The organism is Pseudomonas sp. 8AS (assembly GCF_902506505.1).
Lineage (GTDB): Bacteria > Pseudomonadota > Gammaproteobacteria > Pseudomonadales > Pseudomonadaceae > Aquipseudomonas.
This window is the reverse complement of record NZ_LR733406.1, coordinates 412,058-438,992: the sequence shown is the minus strand read 5'-3', so window position 1 is coordinate 438,992 and position 26,935 is coordinate 412,058. Positions and strand designations below refer to the sequence as shown.

20 protein-coding genes and 1 riboswitch are annotated in these 26,935 nt (G+C 63.2%); of the genes, 16 read left to right on the top strand and 4 right to left on the bottom strand.

Going from position 1 to position 26,935, the window contains the following annotated elements; translation table 11 throughout:
• Positions 1 to 46 precede the first annotated feature (46 nt).
• Positions 47 to 991, top strand: a complete 945-nt coding sequence (locus GV001_RS01950; RefSeq protein WP_160077593.1) for a dihydrodipicolinate synthase family protein — start codon at positions 47 to 49, stop codon at positions 989 to 991.
• Positions 992 to 1,130: 139 nt separating this feature from the next.
• Positions 1,131 to 2,714, top strand: coding sequence for an aldehyde dehydrogenase (NADP(+)) (locus tag GV001_RS01945; RefSeq protein ID WP_160077591.1), 1,584 nt, complete (start codon positions 1,131 to 1,133; stop codon positions 2,712 to 2,714).
• A gap of 166 nt (positions 2,715 to 2,880) precedes the next feature.
• On the opposite strand, the gene GV001_RS01940 is transcribed toward GV001_RS01945, so the two are convergent.
• The 3 genes from GV001_RS01940 to hexR form a co-directional block, all read right to left on the bottom strand.
• Positions 2,881 to 3,888 (bottom strand): Ldh family oxidoreductase, encoded by a 1,008-nt coding sequence (locus GV001_RS01940; protein ID WP_160077589.1) that lies wholly within the window; start codon positions 3,886 to 3,888, stop codon positions 2,881 to 2,883.
• A 116-nt stretch (positions 3,889 to 4,004) separates the two neighbouring features.
• On the bottom strand, positions 4,005 to 4,205 hold the full coding sequence (locus GV001_RS01935; protein WP_160077587.1) for a PA3496 family putative envelope integrity protein: 201 nt from the start codon (positions 4,203 to 4,205) through the stop codon (positions 4,005 to 4,007).
• A 128-nt stretch (positions 4,206 to 4,333) separates the two neighbouring features.
• Complete coding sequence (gene hexR, locus GV001_RS01930) at positions 4,334 to 5,200, bottom strand: transcriptional regulator HexR (protein ID WP_160077585.1); 867 nt, start codon at positions 5,198 to 5,200, stop codon at positions 4,334 to 4,336.
• A gap of 110 nt (positions 5,201 to 5,310) precedes the next feature.
• Here hexR and zwf point away from each other — a divergent pair, with 110 nt between their 5' ends.
• The 12 genes from zwf (at position 5,311) to GV001_RS01870 (ending at position 20,899) form a co-directional block, all read left to right on the top strand.
• Entirely contained in the window at positions 5,311 to 6,738 is a 1,428-nt protein-coding gene (gene zwf / locus GV001_RS01925) for a glucose-6-phosphate dehydrogenase (protein WP_218583050.1), read from the top strand.
• A 280-nt stretch (positions 6,739 to 7,018) separates the two neighbouring features.
• Entirely contained in the window at positions 7,019 to 7,537 is a 519-nt protein-coding gene (locus GV001_RS01920; protein WP_160077581.1) for an Hcp family type VI secretion system effector, read from the top strand.
• Between the two features lie 175 nt (positions 7,538 to 7,712).
• On the top strand, positions 7,713 to 9,806 hold the full coding sequence (gene tssI / locus GV001_RS01915; protein ID WP_160077579.1) for a type VI secretion system tip protein TssI/VgrG: 2,094 nt from the start codon (positions 7,713 to 7,715) through the stop codon (positions 9,804 to 9,806).
• Positions 9,791 to 10,621 carry a DUF4123 domain-containing protein gene (locus tag GV001_RS01910; RefSeq protein WP_160077577.1) on the top strand — a complete coding sequence of 277 codons (831 nt, stop codon included), beginning with the start codon at positions 9,791 to 9,793 and terminating at the stop codon, positions 10,619 to 10,621. Before tssI ends, GV001_RS01910 begins: the two co-directional genes overlap by 16 nt.
• Before the next feature lie 20 nt (positions 10,622 to 10,641).
• Complete coding sequence (locus GV001_RS01905; RefSeq protein WP_160077575.1) at positions 10,642 to 13,995, top strand: LysM domain-containing protein; 3,354 nt, start codon at positions 10,642 to 10,644, stop codon at positions 13,993 to 13,995.
• A 4-nt stretch (positions 13,996 to 13,999) separates the two neighbouring features.
• Entirely contained in the window at positions 14,000 to 14,983 is a 984-nt protein-coding gene (locus GV001_RS01900; RefSeq protein ID WP_256664844.1) for a tetratricopeptide repeat protein, read from the top strand.
• Positions 14,983 to 15,957 (top strand): tetratricopeptide repeat protein, encoded by a 975-nt coding sequence (locus GV001_RS01895; protein WP_160077573.1) that lies wholly within the window; start codon positions 14,983 to 14,985, stop codon positions 15,955 to 15,957. The genes GV001_RS01900 and GV001_RS01895 overlap by 1 nt, the downstream gene beginning before the upstream one ends.
• 86 nt (positions 15,958 to 16,043) lie before the next feature.
• The gene (locus tag GV001_RS01890) at positions 16,044 to 16,745 is read left to right on the top strand and encodes a transposase (protein ID WP_160083117.1); all 702 of its coding nucleotides are present in this window, start codon (positions 16,044 to 16,046) and stop codon (positions 16,743 to 16,745) included.
• A 44-nt stretch (positions 16,746 to 16,789) separates the two neighbouring features.
• Entirely contained in the window at positions 16,790 to 17,557 is a 768-nt protein-coding gene (locus GV001_RS01885; RefSeq protein ID WP_160077571.1) for a hypothetical protein, read from the top strand.
• Between the two features lie 157 nt (positions 17,558 to 17,714).
• Complete coding sequence (locus GV001_RS01880) at positions 17,715 to 18,416, top strand: transposase (protein ID WP_160083115.1); 702 nt, start codon at positions 17,715 to 17,717, stop codon at positions 18,414 to 18,416.
• Between the two features lie 235 nt (positions 18,417 to 18,651).
• Entirely contained in the window at positions 18,652 to 19,980 is a 1,329-nt protein-coding gene (yegQ, locus tag GV001_RS01875; RefSeq protein WP_160077569.1) for a tRNA 5-hydroxyuridine modification protein YegQ, read from the top strand.
• 91 nt (positions 19,981 to 20,071) lie between these two features.
• A riboswitch (glycine riboswitch) is annotated at positions 20,072 to 20,160 on the top strand.
• A gap of 118 nt (positions 20,161 to 20,278) precedes the next feature.
• On the top strand, positions 20,279 to 20,899 hold the full coding sequence (locus GV001_RS01870; RefSeq protein ID WP_160077567.1) for a trimeric intracellular cation channel family protein: 621 nt from the start codon (positions 20,279 to 20,281) through the stop codon (positions 20,897 to 20,899).
• A gap of 6 nt (positions 20,900 to 20,905) precedes the next feature.
• On the opposite strand, the gene GV001_RS01865 is transcribed toward GV001_RS01870, so the two are convergent.
• Entirely contained in the window at positions 20,906 to 23,785 is a 2,880-nt protein-coding gene (locus GV001_RS01865) for a bifunctional diguanylate cyclase/phosphodiesterase (protein WP_160077565.1), read from the bottom strand.
• A 185-nt stretch (positions 23,786 to 23,970) separates the two neighbouring features.
• Between GV001_RS01865 and uvrD the strand changes: the two genes are divergently transcribed.
• Together uvrD and GV001_RS01855 are read left to right on the top strand one after the other, a co-directional pair.
• Positions 23,971 to 26,178, top strand: a complete 2,208-nt coding sequence (gene uvrD / locus GV001_RS01860; protein WP_160077563.1) for a DNA helicase II — start codon at positions 23,971 to 23,973, stop codon at positions 26,176 to 26,178.
• Between the two features lie 52 nt (positions 26,179 to 26,230).
• Entirely contained in the window at positions 26,231 to 26,902 is a 672-nt protein-coding gene (locus GV001_RS01855; RefSeq protein WP_160077561.1) for an outer membrane protein, read from the top strand.
• Positions 26,903 to 26,935: the final 33 nt, after the last annotated feature.

Here is a 26,935-nt window from a genome sequence, read left to right as displayed (position 1 = left end):
TTCTTTCGTATACGAAATACTTTGACTCTGCCCAGGAGGCAACAGCATGAACAGCTCCATCTTCACCGGCACCATCCCCGCCCTGATGACCCCCTGCACCGCCGAACGCAAGCCGGACTTCGACGCCCTGGTGCGCAAGGGCAAGCAGCTGATCCAGGCCGGCATGAGCGCCGTGGTCTACTGCGGCTCCATGGGCGACTGGCCGTTGCTCACCGAGGCCGAACGCCAGGAAGGGGTGGCGCGCCTGGTCGCCGCCGGCATTCCGACCATAGTCGGCACCGGTGCGGTGAACAGCCGCGAAGCCGTGTCCCACGCCGCCCACGCCGCCAAGGTCGGCGCCCACGGCCTGATGGTCATCCCGCGCGTGCTGTCCCGTGGCGCTTCGCCAGCCGCCCAGGAAGCGCACTTCGCCGCCATTCTCGAAGCGGCGCCGCAGCTGCCGGCGGTGATCTACAACAGCCCGTACTACGGCTTTGCCACCCGCGCCGAGCTGTTCTTCAAGCTGCGTCGCCAGTACCCCAACCTGATCGGCTTCAAGGAATTCGGCGGCGCCGCCGACATGCGCTACGCCGCCGAGCACATCACCTCGCAGGATGACCAGGTGATTCTCATGGCCGGCGTCGATACCCAGGTGATGCATGGCTTCGTCAATTGCGGTGCGACCGGCGCCATCACCGGCATCGGCAACGTCCTGCCGCGCGAAGTGCTGCAGCTGGTCGAGCTGAGCAAGCAGGCCGCCAAGGGCGACGCCATCGCCCGCCGCCGTGCCCTGGAGCTGTCCGAGGCGCTCAACGTGCTGTCGTCCTTCGACGAAGGCTGTGACCTGGTCCTCTACTACAAGTACCTGATGGTGCTGGGCGGCGACCCGGAATACAGCCTGCACTTCAACGCAACCGATGCGCTCAGCGATGCCCAGCGCAACTACGCCGAAACCCAGTACAAGCTGTTCCGCCAGTGGCACGCCAACTGGTCGGCCGAACAGGAAGCCTGATCGCCGTGCTTCGGCCGGGTGCTCACATGCATCCGGCCGATCCGGCATGCCATAGCCAGGTTGATCGGCAGTTTGCCGCGTTCAACTGAACAGCTAAGGCCTTTTCGTACCTGCTCACAGGCCCCAACAGGAGCTGACAATGCCCGCCATCACCGGCCACAACTTCATCGCCGGCGGCCGTAGCGCCGCCGGTAGCGTCACCCTGCAGAGCCTCGACGCCACCACCGGCGAGGCCCTGCCCTACAGCTTCCACCAGGCCACCGAGGCCGAGGTGGACGCCGCCGCCCGTGCCGCCGCCGCCGCCTACCCGGCCTACCGCAGCCTGAGCGCGGTGCGCCGTGCCGAATTCCTCGAAGCCATCGCCACCGAGATCGATGCCCTCGGTGACGACTTCGTCGCCATCGTCTGCCGCGAGACCGCCCTGCCGGCCGCGCGCATCCAGGGTGAGCGCGGCCGCACCAGCGGCCAGATGCGCCTGTTCGCCCAGGTGCTGCGCCGCGGCGATTTCTATGGAGCGCGCATCGACCGCGCCCTGCCCGAGCGCCAGCCGCTGCCGCGCCCGGATATCCGCCAGTGCCAGCTGGGCGTCGGCCCGGTAGCCGTATTCGGCGCCAGCAACTTTCCCCTGGCGTTTTCCACGGCCGGCGGCGACACCGCCGCGGCGCTGGCCGCCGGCTGCCCGGTGGTGTTCAAGGCCCACAGCGGGCACATGGCCACTGCCGAGCGGGTGGCGCAGGCCATCGTCCGCGCGGCGGAACAGACCGGCATGCCGGCCGGGGTGTTCAACATGGTCTACGGCGGCGGGGTCGGCGAATGGCTGGTCAAGCACCCGGCGATCCAGGCGGTGGGCTTCACCGGCTCGCTGAAGGGCGGTCGCGCCCTGTGCGACATGGCCGCCGCGCGCCCGCAGCCGATCCCGGTGTTCGCCGAGATGAGCTCAATCAACCCGGTGCTGGTGCTGCCGGCGGCCCTGGCCGCGCGCGGCGAGCAGATCGCCCGCGAGCTGGCCGACTCGGTGGTGCAGGGCTGCGGCCAGTTCTGCACCAACCCGGGCCTGGTCATCGGCATCGCCTCGCCCGCCTTCAGCCTGTTCAGCGCCAACCTGATCGCCGAAATCGGTCGGCGCCCGGCGCAGACCATGCTCAACAGCGGCACCCTGCACAGCTACGCCAAGGGCGTGGCCGCGCTGCACGCCCACCCCGGTGTGCGCCACCTGGCCGGCCAGCCGCAGGAAGGGCGCCAGGCCCTGCCACAGCTGTTCCAGGCCGATGTGCGGCTGCTGCTGGAGCACGACGCGCTGCTCCAGGAAGAGGTGTTCGGCCCGACCACCGTGCTGGTTGAAGTGGCCGACCAGGCTGAGCTATTGAACGCCCTGAACGCCCTGGGCGGTCAGCTGAGCGCCAGCCTGATCGCCGAGGCCGCCGACCTGGAGCAGGCCGCGCCCCTGGTGGCGCTGCTCGAACAGAAGGCCGGACGGCTGCTGCTCAACGGCTACCCCACCGGGGTGGAAGTGTGCGACGCCATGGTCCACGGCGGCCCCTACCCGGCCACCTCGGATGCCCGCGGCACCTCGGTCGGCAGCCTCGCCATCGAACGCTTCCTGCGCCCGGTGTGCTACCAGAACTACCCGGACGCCCTGCTCCCGGACGCCCTGAAAAGCGCCAACCCGCTGGGCATTGCCCGCCTGGTGGACGGCAAGAGCACGCGGGAGCCGCTGCTCTGATTCGTGTCGGCACGGATCGGTAGCTTCCGCACCCCTTACCCCGGCCTTGCGCCGGGGTTTTTTATCCTGCGTACCCGCCCTGTGGCAGGGGATAGGTTGGCGTTGAGCGAAGCGAAGCCCAACAGCCCGGGCCCGACCCGGGCTCAGGAATCTGTCGGCACCGCGTTCAAGCCAGCAACTCCAGCAGATCCTTGTGCAGTGCCCGCGGGATCTCCACCCCCTCGACCAGGCTGCGCGCGCGCGCCTCGTAGCGGCGTTGCGACGGCAGGCGCGCGCCCTGTCCCTGGATCGCCGCGAACAGCGCTTCGGCCCGCAACAGGTGCTGGTCGGCATCGGCGCCGAGGAAGCGTTGCGGATCGAAGGCGATGATCAGCTCGCCATGGAACGGCAGGCCCTTGCTGCCGGCATCGTAGGCCAGCGATTCGGCACTGGTCAGGTCACCGATCAGCGGGCCGGCGATCAGCTCGACCATGGCCGACAAGGCCGAGCCCTTGTGCCCGCCGAAGGTCAGCATGGCGCCGTGCTCCAGCACCTCGTTGGCATCGGTGCAGGGCCGTCCCTCGGCATCCACCCCCCAGCCCTCGGGCAGGGCCTGGCCGGCACGGCGATGCAGCTCGATATCGCCGCGGGCGATGGCGCTGGTGGCGAAATCGAAGATGAACGGCTGGCCATCGGGACGCGGCCAGCCAAAGGCGATCGGGTTGGTGCCGAACAGCGGACGCTTGCCCCCGGCCGGCGCCACATAGGCCTGGGTCGGGTTGCAGGCCAGGCCCACCAGCCCCTGCTCAGCCAGGCTTTCCAGCTCGACCCACAGGGCCGAGAAATGCACGCAGCGGTTGATCGCCAGGGCGGCGATACCATTGGCCCGGGCCTTTTCGCACAGCACCGGCAGGCCGGCCTGGAAGGCCAGTTGCGAGAAGCCGCCATTGGCCTCGACGCGCACCACGGCGGGCGCCTGATCGATGACCTGCGGCTCGGCATCGGCGACCACCTTGCCGGCCTTGAGCGTGGCCACGATACCCAGCAGGCGGTACAGGCCGTGGGAGGCGCAACCATCACGCTGGCCGGCCACCACCGTGGCGCTGATGGCCTCGACATAGCCTTCGCTGAAGCCGTGTTTGCGCAGGATGGCCTGCGCCAGTTCGCGCGCTTGCGCCAATGTCAGTCGGATCATGTGGGGCTCCCTTGCTATCCACTGGCTACAGTGGCCTGCGGGAGCCCTCCAGGCTTGATCGCTTTGCCGTGCGCCCATGCCGAATTCGGCACAGCCCGAATCCGGCCGCGCAGCACTCAGTGGAAATGGCGGACGAGTTGCGGCGTCATCAGACCGCCCATGGCGCCCAGCTCGGGGAAGTCGCTGACTTCCTGATTCAGCCGGCGCTGTTCCGAATAATCCTCGATGGCCCGGCGAAAGCGCATGCGGCGCAGGTCTTCCTGCTGGCGGCGCGAGCGGCTGGCGGACTGTTGCTGGTCAGCGTGATGGCGGGACATGGCACGACTCCAGTGCGGATGCGGGAAGCATCAGCATGCGGGGGAGCCATGACGGTTTGCCGACAAGGTGGTGAAGATCGGGTGACGCCAGCGCCCAAGAGCCGGCCGGCTAGCGCTGGGCGCCCCGTTCAATCCTCGGCGGCGCGCACCGACTTGGGTGACAGACGCAGGCTGCGCAGGCTGCGCTTGACGCTTTTCAGGTGGTTGACCAGGTCCGGCCCGCGGGCCATGGCCACGCCCATGGCCAGCACGTCGATCACCACCAGGTGGGCGATGCGCGAGGTCAGCGGGGTGTAGATCTCGGTGTCTTCCTGCACGTCGATGGCCAGGTTGACCGTGGCCAGGTCGGCCAGCGGGGTCTGGCTGGGGCACAGGGTGATCAGCGTGGCGCCGGACTCGCGCACCAGGTTGGCGGTGATCAGCAGGTCCTTGGAGCGCCCGGACTGGGAGATGCAGATGGCCACGTCGGTGGGCTTGAGGGTCACCGCGCTCATCGCCTGCATGTGCGGGTCCGAGTAGGCCGCGGCGGTCAGCAGCAGGCGGAAGAACTTGTGCTGGGCATCGGCGGCCACCGCGCCGGAGGCGCCGAAGCCGTAGAACTCGATGCGCTGGGCATGGGCGATGGCGTTGATGGCCTTCTGCAGGGCCTGGGTATCCAGGCGCTCGCGCACCTCCATCAGGGTGTGCAGGGTGGTGTCGAAGATCTTCAGGCTGAAGTCGGTGACCGAGTCGTCTTCCTGGATCGCGAACTGGCCGAAGCTGGCCCCCGCCGCCAGGCTCTGCGCCAGGCGCAGCTTGAGGTCCTGGAAGCCGGTGCAGCCGATGGCGCGGCAGAAGCGCACGATGGTCGGCTCGCTGATGCCGACCTCGTGGGCCAGGTCGGCCATGGAGCTGTGCATCACCGCCGAAGGGTCCTGCAGGACGTAGTCGGCAACCTTGAGTTCGGACTTGCGCAGCAGATGGCGGGACTGGGCGATGTGTTGCAACAGATTCACGGGCGGGACTCGGGTTATGATCAGGCTGTAGTGATCTTGTAGTTATACTACATGAGCGACTGCACCGCACAGGCAAACCCGGAGTCATCCTGTTGAACACCCCCTGCGACATGCTGGTTTTTGGCGGTACTGGCGACCTGGCCCTGCACAAGCTGCTGCCCGCCCTCTACCACCTGCACCGCGACGGCCGCCTGGCCGCCGACATGCGCATCCTCGCGGTGGCGCGCAACGTGCTCAGCCGCGGCGACTACCAGGCCCTGGCCGAGCGCCGCTGCCGCGCCCAGGTGGCGCGCAGCGACTTCGACAACGCCACCTGGGCCAGCTTCGCCGAACGCCTCGACTACCTGGCCATGGATGCCTCGCAGAGCGCCGAATTCGGCCGCCTGGGCAAGTTCCTCGGCGCCGGCAGCTGCCAGCGCGGACGCATCTACTACCTGGCCACCGCCCCCGACCTGTTCGAGTCGATCGCCGAGAACCTAGCCATCGCCCGCCTGGCCGGCGAGCACACGCGCATCGTCCTGGAAAAACCCATCGGCCACTCGCTGGAGTCGGCCCGCGAGATCAACGCGGCGATCGGCGCGGCGTTCAGCGAGGCCCAGGTGTTCCGCATCGACCACTACCTGGGCAAGGAGACGGTGCAGAACCTGATGGCCCTGCGCTTCGCCAACGCCCTGTTCGAACCGATCTGGCGCGCCGGGCACATCGACCACGTGCAGATCAGCGTCAACGAGACCCTCGGCGTGGAGAACCGCGGCGCCTACTACGACCATGCCGGCGCCATGCGCGACATGCTGCAGAACCACCTGCTGCAGCTGCTCTGCCTGGTGGCCATGGAGGCGCCGGTGCGCTTCGACGCCGAGGCGGTGCGCAACGAGAAGGTGAAGATCCTCGAGGCGCTCAAGCCGATCAGCGGCCTGGACGTGCAGGACAAGACCGTGCGCGGCCAGTACGCCGCCGGCAAGATCGGCGGGCAGGAAGTGCCGGCCTACTACTTCGAGAAACAGGTCGACAACGACAGCGATACCGAGACCTTCGTCGCCATCCAGGCCGAGGTCGACAACTGGCGCTGGGCCGGCGTGCCGTTCTACCTGCGCACCGGCAAGCGCATGGCGCGCAAATGCTCGGAGATCGTCATCCAGTTCAAGCCGGTGCCGCACCGCCTGTTCGAAGCCAGCCAGGCCAACCGCCTGGTGATCCGCCTGCAGCCGGAGGAGCGCATCAGCCTGCAGCTGATGGGCAAGAGCCCGGGCAAGGGCATGCGCCTGACGCCCATGGAACTGGACCTCAACCTGGCCCGGGTATTCCCGCAGAAACGCCGCTGGGACGCCTACGAGCGCCTGCTGCTGGACGTGATCGAGGGCGATTCGACCCTGTTCATGCGCCGGGACGAAGTCGAGGCGGCCTGGGCCTGGGTCGACCCGATCCTCGAAGGCTGGCTGGAGTACTACCAGAGCCCGCGCCCCTACCCGGCCGGCAGCGACGGCCCGGAACAGGCGCAGAGCCTGCTGGAGCTGCAAGGCCGCACCTGGCAGGACTGACTGCGCCAGTTATTGCACAGCCCGGCCGCCGTCAGCGCCCGCCGAACACCCCGCAGCCCCTGCCCGCCACGGCCCTTGGCCGCCTGCGCAGGTTTCTGCGCAGCCCTGCGCAAAGCCTTGCACAGCTTTCTGTGCGCCAATTGGCAGGCGTGTTTTCCCTCGACCAAAGAGAAGACGCAACCATTTGTTTTTGAATGACTTTTCATTACTGGCACAGCTCTTGAACTGAACCTGGCTCCCGGACCAGACAAGGTCCATGACCCAGGCAAGGAGAGCACTCATGCCAACACCCGCGTATATGACCCTCGAAGGCACCAAACAAGGTCTGATCACCGCTGGCACCTTCACCGAGGATTCGGTCGGCAACATTTTCCAGGAAGGTCATGAAGACCAGGTGCTGGTACAGGCCTTCAACCACCAGGTGATCATCCCGCGTGACCCGCAGTCCGGCCAACCGACCGGCCAGCGCGTGCACAAGCCGCTGATGATCACCAAGGTGTTCGACAAGTCCTCGCCGCTGATCTTCAACTCGCTGACCTCCGGCGAGCGCCTGAACAAGTGCCGCATCGAGTGGTACCGCACCTCCGCCACCGGCACCCAGGAGCACTACTACACCATCGAGCTGGAAGACGCGGTGATCGTCGACGTGCAGTCGCGCATGCCCAACTGCCAGGACCCGGGCATGGCCCACTTCACCCACCTGGAAGACGTCTACTTCACCTACCGCAAGATCGTCTGGACCCACGAAGTGTCCGGCACTTCCGGCTCGGACGACTGGCGTTCGCCGATCTCCGCCTAAGGCAGTGCGCCGCTCGGGTTGAGCCTGAGCCAGGGAGAGGGGCATTTTTGCCCCCCGCGTCACTGCACGCCCGTGGCGCATCCCGGACAATGCACAGGCCTGCAGGAACGCAGACCGCACTACCCGCATCGGCCAGGTCTCCTGGCCGATGCCATTTCGGCAGAAGGAACAACGGATGTTCGCCCCAGCCAACCAGACCCATCTCAGCCTGAGCATCGAAGGCGTCGCGCACGACCTGCAAGTGCTCGAACTCAAGGGCTTCGAGGCCCTCAGCCAGCCCTTCGTCTTCACCCTGGAACTGGTCAGCGAACAACCCGACCTCGATCTTCAAGGCCTGCTGCACCAGCGCGCCTTTCTCGCCTTGTCCAGCCAGGGCAATGGCATCCACGCCTACATCCACCAGGCCGGCCGTGGCGAATCCGGCAAGCGCCTGACCCGCTACCAACTGGTCCTGCGCCCGCAGCTGGCCTACCTGGCGCACCGTACCAACCAGCGCATCTTCCAGCAGCTCAGCGTGGCCGAGATCATCGCCAGCATCCTCGAAGAGCACGGCATCGTGCAGGGCGCGTACAAATTCCAGCTCGGCGCCAGCTACCCCAAACGCGACTACTGCGTGCAGTACGACGAGAGCGACCTGCACTTCGTCCAGCGCCTGTGCGAGGAAGAAGGCATCCACTACCACTTCCAGCACAGCCAGGAGGGCCATGTGCTGGTCTTCGCCGACGACCAGACCGCCTTCCCGCGCCTGGCTCCGGTGGCCTATCAGCAGGACTCCGGCCTGGTCGCCGATGATCCGGTGATCAAGCGCTTCGGCCTGCGCCTGGCCACCCGCACCAGCCACGTCACCCGCCGCGACTACGACTTCGAGAAGCCGCGCCTGCAACTGGAGGCGGCACATAAAGGTGAGGCCAAGCCGGATCTGGAAGATTACGACTACCCCGGCCGCTTCACCGACCGCAACCGCGGCAAACACCTGTCCCAGCGCAGCCTGGAACGTCACCGTAGCGACTACCAGCTGGCCGAAGGCAGCAGCAACCAGCCCCTGCTGCTCAGCGGCCACTTCCTCGAACTGACCGCCCACCCGCGCGCCGACTGGAACCAACTGTGGCTACTCAACGAAATCCACCACGAAGGCAAACAGCCGCAAGTGCTGGAAGAGTCGGTCACCGACTTTCTCGGCGGCGCCCGCGCCACCTCCGGCCCGGCACAGCAGGGCGCGGCCGATAGCTTCCAGCAGGGCTACCGCAACCGCTTCAGCGCCACCCCCTGGGACATCCCCTATCGCCCGCCGCTGAACCATCCCAAGCCACGCATCCTCGGCAGCCAGAGTGCGGTGGTCACCGGGCCCAAGGGCGAGGAAATCCACTGCGATCAGTACGGCCAGGTAAAAGTGCAGTTCCACTGGGACCGCGAGGGCCAGGCCGACGACAAGACCAGCTGCTGGCTGCGCGTCTCCAGCAGCTGGGCCGGCGACCGCTATGGCGGTATCGCCATCCCGCGGGTCGGCATGGAAGTGCTGATCACCTTCCTCGAAGGCGACCCCGACCAACCGCTGCTCACCGGCTGCCTGTACCACGCCGAGCATGTGGTGCCCTACGACCTGCCGGCGAACAAGACCCGCACGCTATTCAAAACCCTCAGCTCGCCCGGCGGTGGCGGCTACAACGAGCTGCGTATCGAGGATCGCAAAGGCCAGGAACAGATCTACCTGCACGCGCAGAAGGACTGGGACGAAAACGTCGAAAACGACCAGAAGATCCGCATCGGCCACGAACGACACGACACGGTCGAAGCCAACAGCTACACCGAGCTGAAGGCCGAAGAACACCGCACCACCCACGCCGACCGCAAGGTGGAAATCCGCGCCAACGACCACCTCACCGTGGCCAACAACCAGCACGTGAAGATCGGCACCGGCCAGTTCGTCGAAGCCGGCAACGAAATCCACCTGTCCAGCGGCCTGAAAGTCGTGCTCGAAGCCGGCGCCGAACTCACCTTCAAGGCCGGCGGCAGCTTCGTCAAACTCGACGCCAGCGGCATCACCCTCAGCGGCGCAATGGTGAAGATCAACTCCGGCGGCGGGCCGGGGAGTGGCTCAGGGGCGGCGCCGCTATTGCCGGGCAAGGTGAGGGCCGCGGACAGCGATAAAGCCGGCGAGCTGTTGATTGCAGCGCCGTTGAACAGACTGGTGCCTGGTTTAAGTCCGCTGTGCGGCAAACAAAGCAACGGTGCCTGCAGCCGCGGAGATTGCCCATGCATGAAGGGCTGAGCGAGTTCCTGAAATTGCCGCGCCGCGAATTGCCCATGGGTGGCAACGGCCTGCATTTCATCATCGACCCGGCAAGGCAACCGGAAGCCCTGGCGCAGCTCTATAACTGCGGCCAGCCCATCGAGGTGGAATACCTGCTCCATGCAACGGAGTTTGCCCACCTGGCGGAAAGTGGCCCGATCTGGGTCAACGTGGGCAGAAGCCACGAGCTGACACAACTGTGCGCCCGCCTGTGCCAAGAGCGCCAGGCCGGTATTGCCATCAGAGCCGAGAACCCTCAGCAGGCTTTGGCCCATGCACGCAGTCTGCTGAAGATCAGTGACGGCTCAGGCGGGCAAAGTCTGGCGACCTACTATCAGCCCGCGCTCTGGGCCGCACTGGCGATGACGGCATTGGCACAGGCTGCACTCTTTGGCCCCTGGTCGGCGGTTGCCAGCCCGGCCCTTGTACACCTACAGAACGGCCCAGGTCGGTGGCTTGATTGGCAGCCCCTTGCGGGCCGCTCTGCCACGGCCAACTCTCTCGCCTTGGCCGACAACAGCGAAAACGCCTACGCCACCCTCCGCTGGCTGTACTGGATCGATCAGGAGCACCGAGCCTTTGACTCTCCTACACAGGCAGAACTGTCCGCCTTGATCGACAACCTCAACGCACTCGGCGAACACGGCATTACCGATGAACGCCACCTGCTGCGCCTGACCGAGCTATTACGCGGGCCCGCCCTGGACTCCCGACCAGCCGTCATGGCCATCCTGCAAGACAGGGCGAAGGCCTTCCTCAAGACAGAGCGCCTGCAGGAACTGGGCGCCTCTTAATCCAGCTGAACGGATGCACTATGGAACTCATCAATTACGTCGTCCGCAGCGGCGACACGCTGACCCAAATCGCCAACCAGCACGGCAGCACGGTTGCCGAACTCCTTGAGCTCAACAGTTTCATTGGCAACGCCGATCATATTGCAGTGGGTTGGAATCTCAGCGTGCTGGTTCGCACGGCGCCTGCTTCGGTCCCAACGGCCAAAGCAGGGAGCTTAATCCCTTTAGTCGCAACAGTGCCGGCCAAGGCCTCCTTGGTGCTAAAGCTGCCTCCGCCGCCCAGCTTCCCAGAGAAGCTACGCACGCTTTTCGACAATGCCACGCACCCTTGTAAGCGGCACTTTGCCAACATCATCTACGCCACCCATGAGCAGTCCTTCTGGCTTCTACCCAAGGAGGCCGATGAAGCGCTCAGCGAATCGGCGCACATACTCGAACAGCAGGTGGCACCGAGCAAAAGCAAGGAAGAACGCAAGAAAGGCCTGGATGCCTGCGGGCTGCTGGACTACTTCATGGAGCCCAACCTGAGCTTTTTTCTCGAAGGCCAGGACAAAGAGCGGATGGAGTTTTTCGAGCGCGAGCATCCCGATATCGCCGACCTCAACCTGGCCATCAAGCTCCAGGACCGCGCCCTCGGTATCGAGCCACTACATACCGGGCCGACCAACGACCGCGCTGAAGCCTCGCGCAGGGCCGCAGAGGATATAAAAAGAATCCCGGATGGCATGGCCAGACGCCATAAGCTGCAGAGACTGCAGTACGAATGGAAAAAGCTGCGGGATATCGCCGTCAAGAAAGCAGAGGCGCAGAACTACACCTACCAGAATGGCAGCCTGTTCACCGAAGAGGCGATGAAAGCCAAGGAACGTGTAGACCACTATCTGAAGACCCGCCAAGAGGTGCTCAAGTACGGGGAGCTGCCCACCTACGAGCAGGAAGAACTGGCCAAGCTGCTCGAGCAGCAATACCAGCGCTACCAGGAAATCCAGGAATTCACCAAGAATTACGGCCCCAACCTCAAGTACTCGGAAATCTTCACTGAACTGGTAGCCCTGGAGGCCTACAAGACCTATATCGACGCCATCATCAAGGTCGCCGACTATGGCCTGGCCGTCCCCGAATTCGCCCTGATCATGACGCCTGCTGGTGCAGGCAGCGGCGTCCAGCGCTTCAAGCAATACCAGGAGCACCTCGCCAAGCAGCAGGCCGTCGAAGACGAAATGCGCGAGAAGTACGAGGGCTGGGTCAAAAGCACCGGCCAGAACATGCTACCCCCGGCCGGCCTGCTCGCAGCCGAGCGGGCAGCCTGGGATGCCGAGCAGACGCAGCTCCAGGAACTCTACGAAGAGGCTCAACAGGCCGTGGCGAACAGCAAGCCGCGCCGGCATCTGCTCTGGAACCCAGAACAATTCCAGCCTCGCCCCATCGAACGCCTGGTCAAGAGCGACTTCCCCCTGCACGAAGTCAGCTGGCCGGACAGCCCCAAGCCGTTAGGTCATACCAGCATGATGGTGCTCAATGGGCTGGCCAAACCCAGCATCAAGAAGACTGCAAGCTTCTCCGGTAACAGCAGCGCCCAACCAAGCTCGCGTAGCGCCTTCAGCGACTGGCTGATAGGCATGGGCGCATACGAAATAAAGGATCAGGGCGACTGGTTCGATAACAACGGCTGGTTCAAGGTAGAGCTTTTTTACGATCATCTGACCAAGCTGGGCTGGCAAGTCGACTCCTTGCAGGATGCCGCCACCCGCAAACAATGGGGGGACCGCCTGTGCGAAGTGCTGTTCCTCGATAGCGTCAGACGCAGCCTCAGGCTGTTCGACCGCAGCCCACAAGCCCAACTGGTGCGCTTCCTCTCGGCACCGCCGGAGCGTATCCAGACCAGCACGGAAGCATCGGGCCCCACGCTGCGCGATGCGACCGCCAGCTTCGAAACTACCCTGGATATCGACCTGGCCCGCGGCGAGGTCGAGATTTTCAATATCGAACTACCCAAGGCCAAAGAAGCCCAGCCGGTGCAGGCCAAGTACATCAACTACCTGGACGAAATCGCCACCCTGGAACTAGGCAAATTTTCGGCCTGTTTCAATGCCCGCGCCTGGGGCTTCGCCGGCGCCTCCTTGCAACTGGCAGCCAATCTGGACCTGTCGCCGAACCGACTTCGCTATGGCTCCGCTCTCGATCCTATCGAGCCTGCCACCCGCGAAGAAAACACCACCAGCATGGCGCGTACCGAGGACATGGGGAAGATGACCTCCGCGCCCGTGCAACTCGAAGATGGTGCCAGCGCCAGCTTCAAACTCTTTGCCGGGGTACAGGCAGGTATAGAGGTGACCGGGCAACTCAACTGGCTGCCGCCAAAGGGTCTGGTCAGCACCCGACTTCAGGTAGGCGAGACTAAAAAAACGGAAGAGAAATGGCTCAACCTCGCCCATCTCACTGCGGAAATTTCTGCCGCCGTCGGCCTGGGCATCGATAGCGAGGTGTCCCTCTCTCTCGACCAGGGTCGATTTATTCTGCGCCTGAAAGCCTCACTCATCGCCGGCCCCGGCGCCAGCGGCAGCTTCGCCTTTGCCTTGGGCTACGAGGCCATCGGCGAGCTACTCGACGTGCTGCGCCGGGAACTGCGCAAAAACATGTACCACCCACTGAAGTGGGTCGACGGCAGCGCGTTCGACTTGCTCAGCAAACTCAATATCTTCGGTGCTCTCGGCATGGATGTCGGCATGATCTACACCCTGTCGCTGACCACGGTCGATGCCGTGGCCGATCTTTATGAAGCGCTCACTGCAGGAGGCAACGGTGGGCCTGTTGCTAACACTATTATGACCTACCGCAAACCGGCTGAGCTGGAACGCTGGTTTATCGATGCGCTACCCGAGTCGCTCGGGCCGATGCTGATGACGCTGATCAGTCCGGCGGAGGCATTCGAGATTAAGGCTAACGATATCGTTGATGGTAGAAGCCATGAAGATATAAAGACATACAGCGAAGTCGAGTGCTGGTTACTACAGCAACAAGCCATCGAACGAATACTGGGCTGGATTGTGCAAAACGCTCAACGCAATAGCACCATTCATGCGGCCCAACGTCAGTTCGAAGAGACATGCACGCGCATGAATCGTTTCGGCAGCAAACCGCCGAAACCGGGACAAGCCTATTGCGAAAATCGAATGCGCATGGACCACTTCATGGAGGTCAAGGTGATGAGTATCGGCCAGGATGCCAATAGAAACGAACGTATGCGCGCCAGTTACCGTGAGCACGTCAGCGCTCTTGGGCAACTAAAAGATGGCTTCTGCCAAGTAACCAATCACTACGGCATTACCTATATGCCTGGCGGCCACGCCACCTATAACGGCCCAGGCGAATAAATCCGTGAGAAAGAATATGCCTATCAAAAACCTGATCGCAGTCTTGGCCATTTCACTCTGCAGCCATGTAATAGCCGCTCAATTGACACCCCAGCAGCAAGCCGCGAAAGAACGCGGCATTATGCTCTATAACCAATACAAAACCGCCATACCTGAGTTACGAATTGCTGCCGAAGCAGGCGATAGAGAATCTCAGTACTTTCTAGGCGAGGAATTGCGCCTTACCAACCGATATATGACCACAGAGGCCCAAAAGTGGTACATAGCTGCCGCCGAACAAGGCGACTATTACGCAATGTTCCGGCTATCGGACACAGACAACGACCTATGCAATGCAATGAAGAATTGCCCACCAGGCTCCCGTTCAAGTGAAGATTGGACCAGGCTGCTCTGGAAAACAGCCGAGCCCTTAGCCGAAAAAGGTGACGGGGAAGCAATGATGATTATGTACAACTCAACGGGAGAACTTGAGTGGCTGGAGAGATCCGCATCAGCAGGTTATGCCAAGGCCCAGTGGCTGCTCGCCAATCGTTATAAAGAAGGACATGGCTTCTTCTTCCCTCCATGGAAGCGCTCGGAACAGATTGAAGAACTACTGAGAAAGTCTTCTGAAGGCAATTTTGTCAACGGCATGGGTGAATATATGGGCATCTTGCAGGAGAAAGGTGACTTGGCCGCCGCTCGCGCCTTGCTCATAAAAATCGCGGAAACCGGTGACGAGGGAGCAATTGGATCTTACGGAGCCTACCTTGCACACACCCCCAACACATTAGATTTTCCGCTCGACCTGGTAAAAGGCTATGGACTTATATTCTTGCTACTTGAACTCGACGGAGGTGGTGGCGCAAAAGAATATGCCGAGGATATCCTTCCAGAAATCGCCGCCAAAATGACGCCTGGACAAATCGAACAAGCCAAAGCCTTCGCCAAGAAGTGGAAAGCAACTCATCCACCGCTTTCTTATTTCCCTGAAAAACTGGGATTCTAATGTCAATAAAACAAATAGCTGCTGTGCTGACTGGATTTTTAGTATGCGCAGCAGTCCATTCCGCTCCGCTCACATCGCAACAACAAGCAGCTAAAGAGCGCGGCATCACGCTCTACAACCAGAACAAAGACCCAGAGTACGAACTGCGCATTGCAGCTGAAGCAGGCGACAAAGAGGCACAATATTATTTAGCCGAAGACCTACGACGTACCAGTCGCTATACAACGACAGAGGCTCACAAGTGGTATACCGCTGCAGCCGAACAAGGCGACCTATATGCAATGCGTAGATTGAGCTCTATGCAGAGCGACCTTTGCATAGCCATGGGTAACTGTCCTAACGGTCTAAAAAGACCTGAAGATTGGCATCAGAAGCTACTTGCGACCGCAACCCCGCTAGCTGAAAAAGGCGACGGCGAAGCGATGTATCTGCTGTACCACGCCACTAACGATTTAGAGTGGCTTGAAAAATCTGCCGCAGCCGGTTATGCCCACAGTCAATTTTGGCTGGCATTAAAATATACACAAGGAGATAAATTCTTTTTATTCCCTTGGGAAAAGGATGCTGCAATAGAGAGCTTATTGAGGCAGTCCGCAGAGGGCGGAGACCCTAAAGGTACGACAAGGTACTATGGGGTATTACATAAAAAGGGTGACTTAGAGGGCGCAAGGTATTGGCTGAAAAAAGGAGCGGAAACCGGCCACACTGTTTCCTTCTCTAACTATGCGCTATTTCTTTCAGACCCAAACAACCCTCTAGAGCTCCCAATAAACCTCGTCGAAAGCTATGGCCTAATGTCCTTGCTACTTGAGCTCGACGGCGGTGGAGACATGCTCCCGTTCGCTAAAGATGAATTACCTAGAATTGCAGCGCAGATGACACCTGAACAAATCCAACAGGCCAAAGCTTTCGCCAATGAATGGAAAAATACGCACCCGCCACTGTCTTATTTTCCGGAAAAGCTGGGGTTCTAAATATTTGCGAAAAAGGGGACAGATTTATTTTCTGACTATATTTATGGTCGACTAAGCTGATGTCTTCCATGGATGGAGGGAAAGACATGCCAAGGATGGGGCGTATTGTGTTGCCGAACTATCCGCATCATGTGGTGCAGCGTGGACACAATCGGCAGGTGGTATTTGCGGCGGAAGATGACTACCAGCGCTACCTGAGTGATCTTCGTGAGCTCAAGGATGTATTCGGCGTAAAGGTCTATGCCTACTGCCTGATGACCAATCATGTTCACCTGCTACTGGCTCCGGGTGACTTGGTGGCCGGGCTTGGGCAATTGATGAAGGCCCTGGCAGCAAGGACCACACGCTATCGCAATCGCCTGGAGGGGCGCAGCGGGACGCTTTGGGAAAGCCGCTACAAGTCCAGTGTCGTGCAAACCGACATTTACCTGCTCGCCTGCTCCCGCTATATCGAGCTCAACCCGGTGCGTGCCCGCATGACTGCAGAGGCGGGTGACTATCCATGGTCCAGTTACCGCGAACGCTTGGACATGGGTTGCAACAGTGATTGGCTGGATGCAGATCCCTGCTTTCTGGCGTTGGGCCGTGATCAGGTGGAGCGGCGTGAGCGTTACGAATCCTATGTCAAGCAGGCTGCTTCTTTAGAGGAAACCAGTCTGATTCGAGAGGCACTACAGCGCGGGCAATTAACGGGCAGCAGCCGATTTATCGATGAGATCGAACGGGTTACAGGCCTGCGAATTGAGCAGAGAGGTCAGGGTAGGCCGAAGGTAGATGCTGGAAAATAAATCTGTCCCCTTTTTCCTGCCCGCAGCCAGTTATTAAGACGACCATGAACAACGACCTGCAAATCCTTCTCGACCTGTTGCGCTGGAGCAAGCCTATCGAGCTCCCGCAACACCACCAGTGGAAACACGAAGATCAACCCGCCTTATTGGAATGGCGTATTAGGGCCCGCCCCTACAACACGACCATTGCTAATGGCATGTTTGCTTTCATGACCATAGCCATGGTCATAGTATTTTATTTGATGCTACACACCGACAATGACCTCTCCACCCTTGGGAAATTTGCATGGAGCCTCCCCCCCTGCGCTGTTTTCTTGGCTGCTCTTTACGGAACCACCCACCAAAAAACTAAATTCGCCTACCGCTTTACCAAAGCTGGCATGGAGGTATGCGAATGGAAGGAACTTTCCCAGGCGTTGCTGGTGTTCGTGAAGTGGTTCGCCATCTTCTCGGCCATTGTCGTCGTCTTCCTCATTGCCCTGGACCCCAGCGCATTCATACTCGCCCTGGCCGGCCCCGGCGGCATGGGGCTGGTCTATCTGGCAATGGCCAACTCCAAGGGCTTTAAGGACATGCACACCGAATACCACCACCGGGACTGCAAGTGGGATAAATTCAACCGTGCTTCTATCTACACTCAGCGCTCAATCATCGGCTTGCACTTCGACTACTTCAACACTCACCGTCAGGAAATGGACAAGGGCATCCTATTCATATACTGCAGAAAGAAAAAACTCAGCACCGCCATCGACTTCCTGAAAAACCATTTATCGCATCTGGAATGGCAAGAAGAAAAAATCGAAGTTTACTGACTCCAACGCAACAGCCAGTTCAACCATGAACAACGACCTGCAAATCCTTCTCGAGGAAAAAGAGGAAAAAGGGGACGAGGAAAAAGGGGACAGATTTATTTTCTGACTATATTTATGGTCGACTAAGCTGATGTCTTCCATGGATGGAGGGAAAGACATGCCAAGGATGGGGCGTATTGTGTTGCCGAACTATCCGCATCATGTGGTGCAGCGTGGACACAATCGGCAGGTGGTATTTGCGGCGGAAGATGACTACCAGCGCTACCTGAGTGATCTTCGTGAGCTCAAGGATGTATTCGGCGTAAAGGTCTATGCCTACTGCCTGATGACCAATCATGTTCACCTGCTACTGGCTCCGGGTGACTTGGTGGCCGGGCTTGGGCAATTGATGAAGGCCCTGGCAGCAAGGACCACACGCTATCGCAATCGTCTGGAGGGGCGCAGCGGGACGCTTTGGGAAAGTCGCTACAAGTCCAGTGTCGTGCAAACCGACATTTACCTGCTCGCCTGCTCCCGCTATATCGAACTCAACCCGGTGCGTGCCCGCATGACTGCAGAGGCAGGTGACTATCCATGGTCCAGTTACCGCGAACGTTTGGGCATGGGTTCCAGCCATGAATGGCTGGATGCAGATCCCTGTTTTCTGGCGTTGGGCCGTGATCAGGTGGAGCGGCGTGAGCGTTACGAATCTTATGTCAAACAGGCTGTTTCTTTAGAGGAAACCAGTCTGATTCGAGAGGCACTACAGCGCGGGCAATTAACGGGCAGCAGCCGATTTATCGATGAGATCGAACAGATTACAGGCCTGCGAATTGAGCAGAGAGGTCAGGGTAGGCCGAAGTTAGATGTTGAAAAATAAATCTGTCCCCTTTTTCCTCCGTTGCACCTGATTCAGACTCGCGGAGCCCGCCGAAATGCCTGTTGCGACAGGTTGAAACGGGGCGTCGGATTCGTCGCGGGAAACTATCCCTGAGCCACAGGAGCGGAGCCGGCCGCTACCGAGCCCCGCACCCAGGCCATAGACCCACATCAATACCCCGCGCCCCACACCGCCCTAGAATCGACGGCCGTTTCAACAGCCGTCGATTACCGCCATGCCCACACTTGCCAAACCCGAACTGCTCTGCCCCGCCGGCACCCTCAAGGCCATGCGCTATGCCTTCGCCTATGGCGCCGATGCGGTGTATGCCGGGCAGCCGCGCTACAGCCTGCGCGTGCGCAACAACGAGTTCGACCACGCCAACCTGGCCATCGGCATTGACGAGGCCCATGCCCAGGGCAAGCAGTTCTACGTGGTGGTCAATATCGCGCCGCACAACGCCAAGCTGAAGACCTTCCTCAAGGACCTCGAACCAGTGGTGGCGATGGGCCCGGATGCGCTGATCATGTCCGATCCGGGGTTGATCATGCTGGTGCGCGAGCACTTCCCGCAGATGCCGATCCACCTGTCGGTGCAGGCCAACGCGGTGAACTGGGCCAGCGTGGAGTTCTGGCGCCGCCAGGGGCTGAGCCGGGTGATCCTGTCGCGCGAGCTGTCGCTGGAGGAGATCGGCGAAATCCGCCAGCAGGTGCCCGACATGGAGCTGGAAGTATTCGTCCACGGCGCCCTGTGCATGGCCTATTCCGGGCGCTGCCTGCTGTCCGGCTACATCAACAAGCGTGACCCCAACCAGGGCAGTTGCACCAATGCCTGCCGCTGGCAGTACCAGGCCCACGAGGGCGAGCAGAACGAGCTGGGCGAGATCGTGCGCTGCGGCAGCGCCCAGGCGGCGCCAACCCTGGGTGCCGGGCCGAGCACCGAACAGCTGTTCCTGCTCGAAGACAGCAGCCGCCCCGGCGAGCTGATGGAGGCCTTCGAGGACGAGCACGGCACCTACATCATGAACTCCAAGGATCTGCGCGCCGTGCAGCACGTCGAGCGCCTGGTGCAGCTGGGCGTGCATTCGCTGAAGATCGAGGGCCGCACCAAGAGCCACTACTACGTGGCGCGCACCGCCCAGGTGTATCGCCAGGCGATCGACGACGCGGTGGCCGGGCGGCCGTTCGACCGCCGCCTGATGGACGACCTGGAGTCCCTGGCCAACCGCGGTTACACCGAGGGCTTCCTGCGCCGCCATGTGCATGACGAGTACCAGAACTACCAGCGCGGCAACTCGTTCTCCGAGCGCCAGCAGTTCGTCGGCGAGCTGACCGGCGAGCGCCGCGGCGCGCTGGCCGAGGTCAAGGTGAAGAACCGCTTCGGCATCGGCGACCGCCTGGAGCTGATGACCCCGGAGGGCAACATCAGCTTCACCCTGGAGCACCTGGAGAAGGCCAATGGCGAGGCGGTGGACGTGGCCCCCGGCGACGGCCACATCCTCTACCTGCCGCTGCCGGCGCAGATCGACCCACGTTATGCCCTGCTGATGCGCCATCTCGACTGAGGCCATGCCGGCGCACGGCCGAAGCCGCTCTTACGGGGCGGCGCGGCTGGCCAAAGGTCTGGGCGACAAGCGCCGGCGCAGCCCCTATAATCCGCGCCCCGCAGGAGAGTGGGGGCCCCGGGCCCTCCGCCGAAGGCGCAAACTCCCATAATCGCTCAGGCTCAGAACTGCGGATTCCATACCAGCCGACTGGAGAGCGGTTGCCCAGGCAACCCACCGAAGGGGCAAGCGGCCCAGCGCCGCACAAACTCTCAGGTACACAGGACAGGGGGAGAGGCACCTGACGCAGGAATTCTGTGTGCTGACCTATGCCTATCTGATTGCCATTACCGCCGAAGCCATGTCCGGGGCACTTGCCGCCGGGCGCCGCAACATGGACCTGTTCGGCGTCAGCCTGATCGCCTTCATCACCGCCCTGGGCGGCGGCACCGTGCGCGACATGCTGCTCGGCAACTTCCCGGTGAGCTGGACGCAACACCCCGCCTACATCTACCTGACCGTGTGCGCCGGCCTGTCGACCATGCTGGTCGCGCGCTTCATGCACCACCTGCACCGGCTGTTCCTGCTGCTCGACGCCATGGGCCTGATCGCCTTCACGGTGATCGGCTGCAACGTCGCCCTGCGCCTGGGTTATTCGCTGCCGGTGGTGGTGATGGCCGGGATCATCACCGGCATCTTCGGCGGCATCCTGCGCGACATCCTGTGCAACCGCACGCCGATGGTGCTGCGCAAGGAGCTGTACGCCAGCGTCTCGCTGCTGGTCGCCCTGCTCTACCTGGGCCTGCGCCACCTCGGCGTGGCCGAGGACCTCAACCTGCTGGCGTCCTTCGTCTTCGGCCTCAGCGTGCGCCTGGCGGCGATCCGCTGGTCCTGGTCGCTGCCGGTGTTCTCCTACAGCGAAGAACGCTGGGACAGCTGAGCCGGTTCAGCAGATCGCCGCATGGGCGCGCAGCAGCTCGGCGAACTGCTCGGCCGGCAGCGGCGGGCTGATCAGGAAGCCCTGGATCTCGTCGCAGCGCTGGGCCTTGAGGAAATCCATCTGCGCCTGGGTTTCCACGCCCTCGGCGACCACCTTGAGCTCCAGGCCGTGGGCCATGGCGATGATCGCCCGGGTGATCGCCGCGTCCTCGCCACCGACCGACAGGTCGCGGACGAAGGTCTGGTCGATCTTCACGTAATCCACCGGGAAGCGCTTGAGGTAGCTGAGCGAGGAATAGCCGGTGCCGAAGTCGTCGATCGCCAGCTTGACGCCGAAATCGCGCAGCTGCTGGAAGGTGCTGATGACGTTCTCCACGTTGTCCAGCAGGTGGCTCTCGGTCAGCTCCAGCTCCAGCAGGCGCGACGGCAGGCCGGTTTCGTCGAGCACCTGATGCACCAGGCCGACCAGGTTGCCTTGGCGCAGCTGGTGCACCGACAGGTTTACCGACACGCGCAGATCGACCAGGCCCTGGCGCTGCCATTCACGCGCCTGCAGGCAGGCCTGGCGCAGGACGAACTCGCCGATCGGCGCGATCAGCCCGGTTTCCTCGGCCAGCGGGATGAAGTCGCTCGGCGGCACAAGGCCCAGCTGCGGGTGGCGCCAGCGCACCAGCGCCTCGGCGGCGTTGAGGCTGTCGTCGGCCAGGCACAGCTTGGGCTGGTAGAACACCTCCAGCTGGCCGTCGCTGATCGCCTTGCGCAGCTGGTTCTCCAGCTGCAGGCGCTCCAGGGTGCAGGCCTGCAGGTTGTCGGTGTAGAACTGGAAGGTGTTGCCGCCCAGGTGCTTGGCATGCTGCACGGCCATGTTGGCCTGGCTGATCAGCGCGGAGATTTCCCGCGCGTTGTCCGGCAGCAGGCTGATGCCGATGGAGGCGCTGAGCACCAGCTCGTGGCCGCCGACATCCATCGGCGTGCGCAGCTTGCTGAGCAGGCGGCTGGCGGTGCGCGCCAGGATCGACAGGCTGCCGAAATCGTCGAGCAGGATGGCGAACTCGTCGCCGGACAGCCGCGCGATGGTGTTGGCCTCCGACGCGGCCTGGGTCAGGCGCCGCGCCATCTGCCGCAGCAGCTGGTCGGCCACTTCATGGCCGAGGCTGTCGTTGAGCAGCTTGAAGCGGTCCAGGTCGATATGCAGCATGGCCAGGCTGCGCCCGCTCTGCCGCGCGCGCTCGCCGGCCTCGTGCAGGCGCTCGCGGAACAGCGTGCGGTTGGCCAGGCCGGTCAGCTCGTCGTAGTGCGACAGGTAGCGCAGGCGCTCCTCGGTCTGCCGCCGCGACGACAGGTCGGAGAAGAAGCCGACGATATGGCTGACCTGGCCGCGCGTATCGCGCACCACGTTGAGCTGCAGCCACTGCGGGTACAGCTCGCCGTTCTTGCGCGTCTCGATCAGCTCGCCGCGCCAGCAGCCGTGCAGCTCCAGCTCCTGGCGGATCAGCTGGTACTGGCGGCGCGCGTCGCGGCTGCTGATCAGGGTCGCCACGCTGCGCCCGAGCACCTCGTCCTTGCGGTAGCCGGTGACCTGGCTGAACGCCTGGTTGACCGACAGCAGCAGGTAGTCGGCATCGAGGATGACGATGCCTTCGCTGGTCGCCTCGAATACCGTGGCGGCCAGGCGCTGCTGCTCGTCGCGCAGCCGGCGCCCGGTGATGTCGCGGCGGGTGCCGAGCATGCGCAGCACCTGGCCCTGCGCGTCGCGCTCCACCGCCCGGCCGCGGTCCTCGACCCAGCGCCAGCGGCCGTCGGCATGGCGCACGCGGTATTCCACGCAGTAGCCGTCGGTACGGCCCTTGAGGTGCTCGACCAGGGCCCGGCGCAGCAGCGGCAGGTCGTCCGGGTGCAGGCGCGGCTTGAGGTGGCTGAGCACGCCCTTCACCTGCTCCTGGCTGATGCCGAAGATGCTTTCCAGGTGGCTGTGGTGCACCTGGTCGGTCTGCAGGTCCCAGTCCCACAGGCCCAGCTCGCTGGCCTCCAGGGCCAGGGCCAGGCGCGCCTCGCTCTTGCCCAGGGCATGGCTGGCATCGTCCAGCTCCAGGGTGCGCTGGGCCACGCGGATTTCCAGCTCGTCGTGGGCCTGGCGCAGCTCGCGCTCGGCGCGACGGCGCTGTTCCACTTCGCGGGCCAGCTCCTGGTTGAGCCCCTCGGCACTCGCGCGGGCCAGCTCCAGGCCGCTGATCAGCGCCTGGTTCTGGAAGCGCTGCAACAGGCTGCGCTGGACCAGACGATTGACCTGCCAGGCCACCACGCACAGGCTCAGCAACAGCAGCAGGCCCAGCGCGCCCCAAGCCTGCAGCCGCGGCTGCGCACTCAGCAGGGTGTAGGCGATGAACGGCAGCAGGCACGGCAGGGCGAACACCAGGAAAGCCGAACGGCTGACGGCATAGGCGACACTGGCGAACAGAATGGCGGCGGCAATCAGGCCGTAGACCAGCGCCTGCAGCAGAAAGCGGTCGCCCGGCACCAGCACCACGGCGGCAAACGCCAGGGTCAGGCCGGACAGCCCGGCCCCGAGCAAAAACATCTGCCGCCACTGCGGGCTGGCCTGGCGCGCAGGCGAGGCGCCATTGAAGGAAGCCATCTGGATCAGGCGCAGCACCGCCAGCAGCACTACCCAGACCAGCCAGCCGGCCAGCAGCAGGGTCTGCTCGCCGCCCCACAGCAGGCCGGCACAGACCAGCGCGTTGAGCAGCATGAACAGGGTGGGCACCTGGGAGCCCTGATAGAGCAGGCGTGTCTGTTCGGCCGCAATTTCACTGGCGAACTGCTGGCGAATGGCGCGCGCATCATCGAGCGACAGGGCTGCCGTCGATCCTGTAACGGGGGTGGTCATAGGCGATTTTCTTGTAATGGTTTGCCCGACTTTGCCCGAGCATACCCGAGCTAGAGCGTCTGCCAAAGCCTTTTGCAGGCCCGGCGCAACCGCGCACCGACAAAAGGCGCACAGCTGTTCACTGACTGATCGGTTCAATCCGGTCACGGTTTGCCGCCCCCTGCCCCGGCCCGTAGAATGCCGCGATGCACAATGATCCCGCCTCTTTCGACCCAGAACTTCTCCTCGCCTCCCTCAACGATGCGCAGTGCCAGGCCGTGGCCGCCCCGCTCGGCCGCCAGCTGGTGCTGGCCGGCGCCGGCTCGGGCAAGACCCGCGTGCTGGTGCACCGCATCGCCTTTCTCATCCAGTTCCTCGGTGCCTCGCCGTACTCGATCCTGTCGGTGACCTTCACCAACAAGGCCGCCGCCGAGATGCGCCAGCGCATCGAGCAGATGCTCGGGCTCAACCCCAACGGCATGTGGGTCGGCACCTTCCACGGCCTGGCCCATCGCATCCTGCGTGCGCACTGGCAGGAAGCCGGGCTGGCGGAGAACTTCCAGATCCTCGATTCCGACGACCAGCAGCGCCTGGTCAAGCGGGTGATCCGCGAACTGGGCCTGGACGAACAGCGCTGGCCGGCCAAGCAGGCGCAGTGGTTCATCAACGGGCAGAAGGACGAAGGCCTGCGGCCGAAGAACATCCAGGCCGGCGGCGACCTGTTCCTCGCCACCATGCTGAAGATCTACGAGGCCTACGAAGCGGCCTGCGCGCGCACCGGGGTGATCGACTTCGCCGAGCTGCTGCTGCGCGCCCTCGACCTGTGGCGGGATAACCCGGGCCTGCTGGCGCACTACCAGCAGCGCTTCAAGCACATCCTGGTCGACGAGTTCCAGGACACCAACGCCGTGCAGTACGCCTGGCTGCGCTTCCTCGCCAAGGGCGGCGAGAGCCTGATGGTGGTGGGCGACGACGACCAGTCGATCTACGGCTGGCGCGGCGCCAAGATCGAGAACATCCAGCAGTACAGCAGCGACTTCCCCGACGCGCAGATGATCCGCCTGGAGCAGAACTACCGCTCCACCGCCGGCATCCTCAAGGCCGCCAACGCCCTGATCGCCAACAACAACGGGCGCCTGGGCAAGGAACTGTGGACCGACGGCGACGACGGCGAACCGCTGTGCCTGTACGCCGCCTTCAACGAGCACGACGAAGCGCGCTACGTGGTCGAGAGCATCGAGCGGGCACTAAAGACCGGCCTGTCGCGCAGCGAAATCGCCATCCTCTACCGCTCCAACGCGCAGTCGCGGGTGCTCGAAGAAGCCCTGCTGCGCGAGAAGATTCCCTACCGCATCTACGGCGGCCAGCGCTTCTTCGAGCGCGCCGAGATCAAGAACGCGGTGGCCTACCTGCGCCTGCTCGACGGCCGGCACAACGATGCCGCGCTGGAGCGGGTGATCAACGTGCCGACCCGTGGCGTCGGCGAGAAGACCATCGAGGCCATCCGCGAGCATTCGCGCCACAGCGAGCTGTCGATGTGGGCGGCGATGCAGCAGCTGCTCGCCAACAAGGCCCTGCCGGGCCGCGCCGCCGGTGCCCTGGCGGCCTTCGTCGAGCTGATCGAGAACCTCGCCGCCAAGGTGCTGGATATGCCGCTGCACCTGATGGCGCAGACGGTTATCGAGCAGAGCGGGCTGATCGCCTGGCACCAGGCCGAGAAGGGCGAGAAGGCCCAGGCGCGGGTGGAAAACCTCGAAGAACTGGTCAGCGCCGCGCGCAACTTCGAGAACAACGAGGAAGAGGAAATGACCCCGCTGGCGGCCTTCCTCACCCACGCCTCGCTGGAGGCCGGCGACACCCAGGCCGACGAGCACGAAGCTAGCATCCAGCTGATGACCCTGCACAGCGCCAAGGGCCTGGAATTCCCCATGGTGTTCCTGGTTGGCATGGAAGAAGGCCTGTTCCCGCACAAGATGAGCCTGGAAGAACCCGGCCGCCTGGAAGAGGAACGCCGCCTGGCCTATGTCGGGGTGACCCGCGCCATGCAGCACCTGGTGCTGACCTACGCCGAGACCCGCCGCCTGTACGGCAGCGAGACCTACAACAAGGTCTCGCGCTTCGTCCGCGAGATTCCGCCGGCGCTGATCCAGGAAGTACGCCTGTCCAACAGCGTCAGCCGCCCCTACGGCAGTGGCAGTTCCAGCAGCGGCACCGGCAGCATGAGCATGTTCGCCAACGCCGAAGTGCCGGACACCGGCTTTCGCCTCGGCCAGCACGTGCGCCATGCGCTGTTCGGCGACGGGGTGATCCTCAACTTCGAAGGCAGCGGCGCCCAGGCGCGGGTGCAGGTCAACTTCGAGGCCGAAGGCAGCAAGTGGCTGATGCTCGGCTATGCCAAGCTGGAAGCGCTGTAGCCAGCCACACCCCTACGCCTCAACCACCCCCATAAGAACAAGGACTATATCGATGAAACGCGCCCTGCTCCTGGCCAGCCTGCTGGCCCCATTGACCGCCCAGGCTGCCAGCTTCGAAGGTGGCTACATCGGCCTCTACACAGGTTATGCCTGGGCCGAGGACGAAGGCACCAGCTACAACCAGGCCACTGGCCAGAAAAACGGCTGGACCCAGGAGACCAACCCCAGGGGCGCACAGTACGGCGTGCTGGCCGGCTACAACTGGCTGCTGCAGAACAACTGGCTGGTCGGGGTGGAAGCGGATTACGACGGCCGCATCGAAGGCAGCGACCGCAACTACCAAGAGTTCAACGGCATCCGCGTCGAGGTTTTCCCCAGCACCAGCGATATCGAAGCCAGTGGCTCGCTGCGCGGCCGCCTCGGTTACCTGCCGACCCCCGACCTGCTGCTGTTCGCCACCGCCGGCTATGCCTATGCCCAGGTCGAGCGCGAATGGCAGGACGGCCTCACGGGCCTGAGCGAGTCCCACAGCGATGGTCAGGGCGGCTGGACGGTCGGGGCCGGCGCCGAGTACCTGCTCAGCGATGCCGTTTCCGCCCGCGTCGAGTACCGCTATGCCGATTACGGCACGGAGAAGGACATCGCCGTCGACATGTGGAACGAGGAATACAACCAGCGCCTGACCGAGCAGAGCCTGCGCCTGGGCGCCGCCTACCACTTCTGATCGCGCCGCCCGCCCGTCGCATCCCCCGCGCAC

Excerpts from the sequence above, each read along its gene's own strand:
- GV001_RS01880 (WP_160083115.1), top strand. The coding sequence starts at position 17,715 with ATGCCAAGGATGGGGCGTATTGTGTTGCCGAACTATCCGCATCATGTG.
- GV001_RS01855 (WP_160077561.1), top strand. The coding sequence starts at position 26,231 with ATGAAACGCGCCCTGCTCCTGGCCAGCCTGCTGGCCCCATTGACCGCC.
- zwf (WP_218583050.1), top strand. The coding sequence starts at position 5,311 with ATGCTGGTTTTTGGCGGTACTGGCGACCTGGCCCTGCACAAGCTGCTG.
- GV001_RS01895 (WP_160077573.1), top strand. The coding sequence starts at position 14,983 with ATGTCAATAAAACAAATAGCTGCTGTGCTGACTGGATTTTTAGTATGC.
- uvrD (WP_160077563.1), top strand. The coding sequence starts at position 23,971 with ATGCACAATGATCCCGCCTCTTTCGACCCAGAACTTCTCCTCGCCTCC.
- GV001_RS01920 (WP_160077581.1), top strand. The coding sequence starts at position 7,019 with ATGCCAACACCCGCGTATATGACCCTCGAAGGCACCAAACAAGGTCTG.
- yegQ (WP_160077569.1), top strand. The coding sequence starts at position 18,652 with ATGCCCACACTTGCCAAACCCGAACTGCTCTGCCCCGCCGGCACCCTC.
- GV001_RS01885 (WP_160077571.1), top strand. The coding sequence starts at position 16,790 with ATGAACAACGACCTGCAAATCCTTCTCGACCTGTTGCGCTGGAGCAAG.
- GV001_RS01890 (WP_160083117.1), top strand. The coding sequence starts at position 16,044 with ATGCCAAGGATGGGGCGTATTGTGTTGCCGAACTATCCGCATCATGTG.
- GV001_RS01865 (WP_160077565.1), bottom strand. The coding sequence starts at position 23,785 with ATGACCACCCCCGTTACAGGATCGACGGCAGCCCTGTCGCTCGATGAT.
- GV001_RS01940 (WP_160077589.1), bottom strand. The coding sequence starts at position 3,888 with ATGATCCGACTGACATTGGCGCAAGCGCGCGAACTGGCGCAGGCCATC.
- GV001_RS01935 (WP_160077587.1), bottom strand. The coding sequence starts at position 4,205 with ATGTCCCGCCATCACGCTGACCAGCAACAGTCCGCCAGCCGCTCGCGC.
- GV001_RS01905 (WP_160077575.1), top strand. The coding sequence starts at position 10,642 with ATGGAACTCATCAATTACGTCGTCCGCAGCGGCGACACGCTGACCCAA.
- GV001_RS01950 (WP_160077593.1), top strand. The coding sequence starts at position 47 with ATGAACAGCTCCATCTTCACCGGCACCATCCCCGCCCTGATGACCCCC.
- GV001_RS01910 (WP_160077577.1), top strand. The coding sequence starts at position 9,791 with ATGCATGAAGGGCTGAGCGAGTTCCTGAAATTGCCGCGCCGCGAATTG.
- tssI (WP_160077579.1), top strand. The coding sequence starts at position 7,713 with ATGTTCGCCCCAGCCAACCAGACCCATCTCAGCCTGAGCATCGAAGGC.
- GV001_RS01945 (WP_160077591.1), top strand. The coding sequence starts at position 1,131 with ATGCCCGCCATCACCGGCCACAACTTCATCGCCGGCGGCCGTAGCGCC.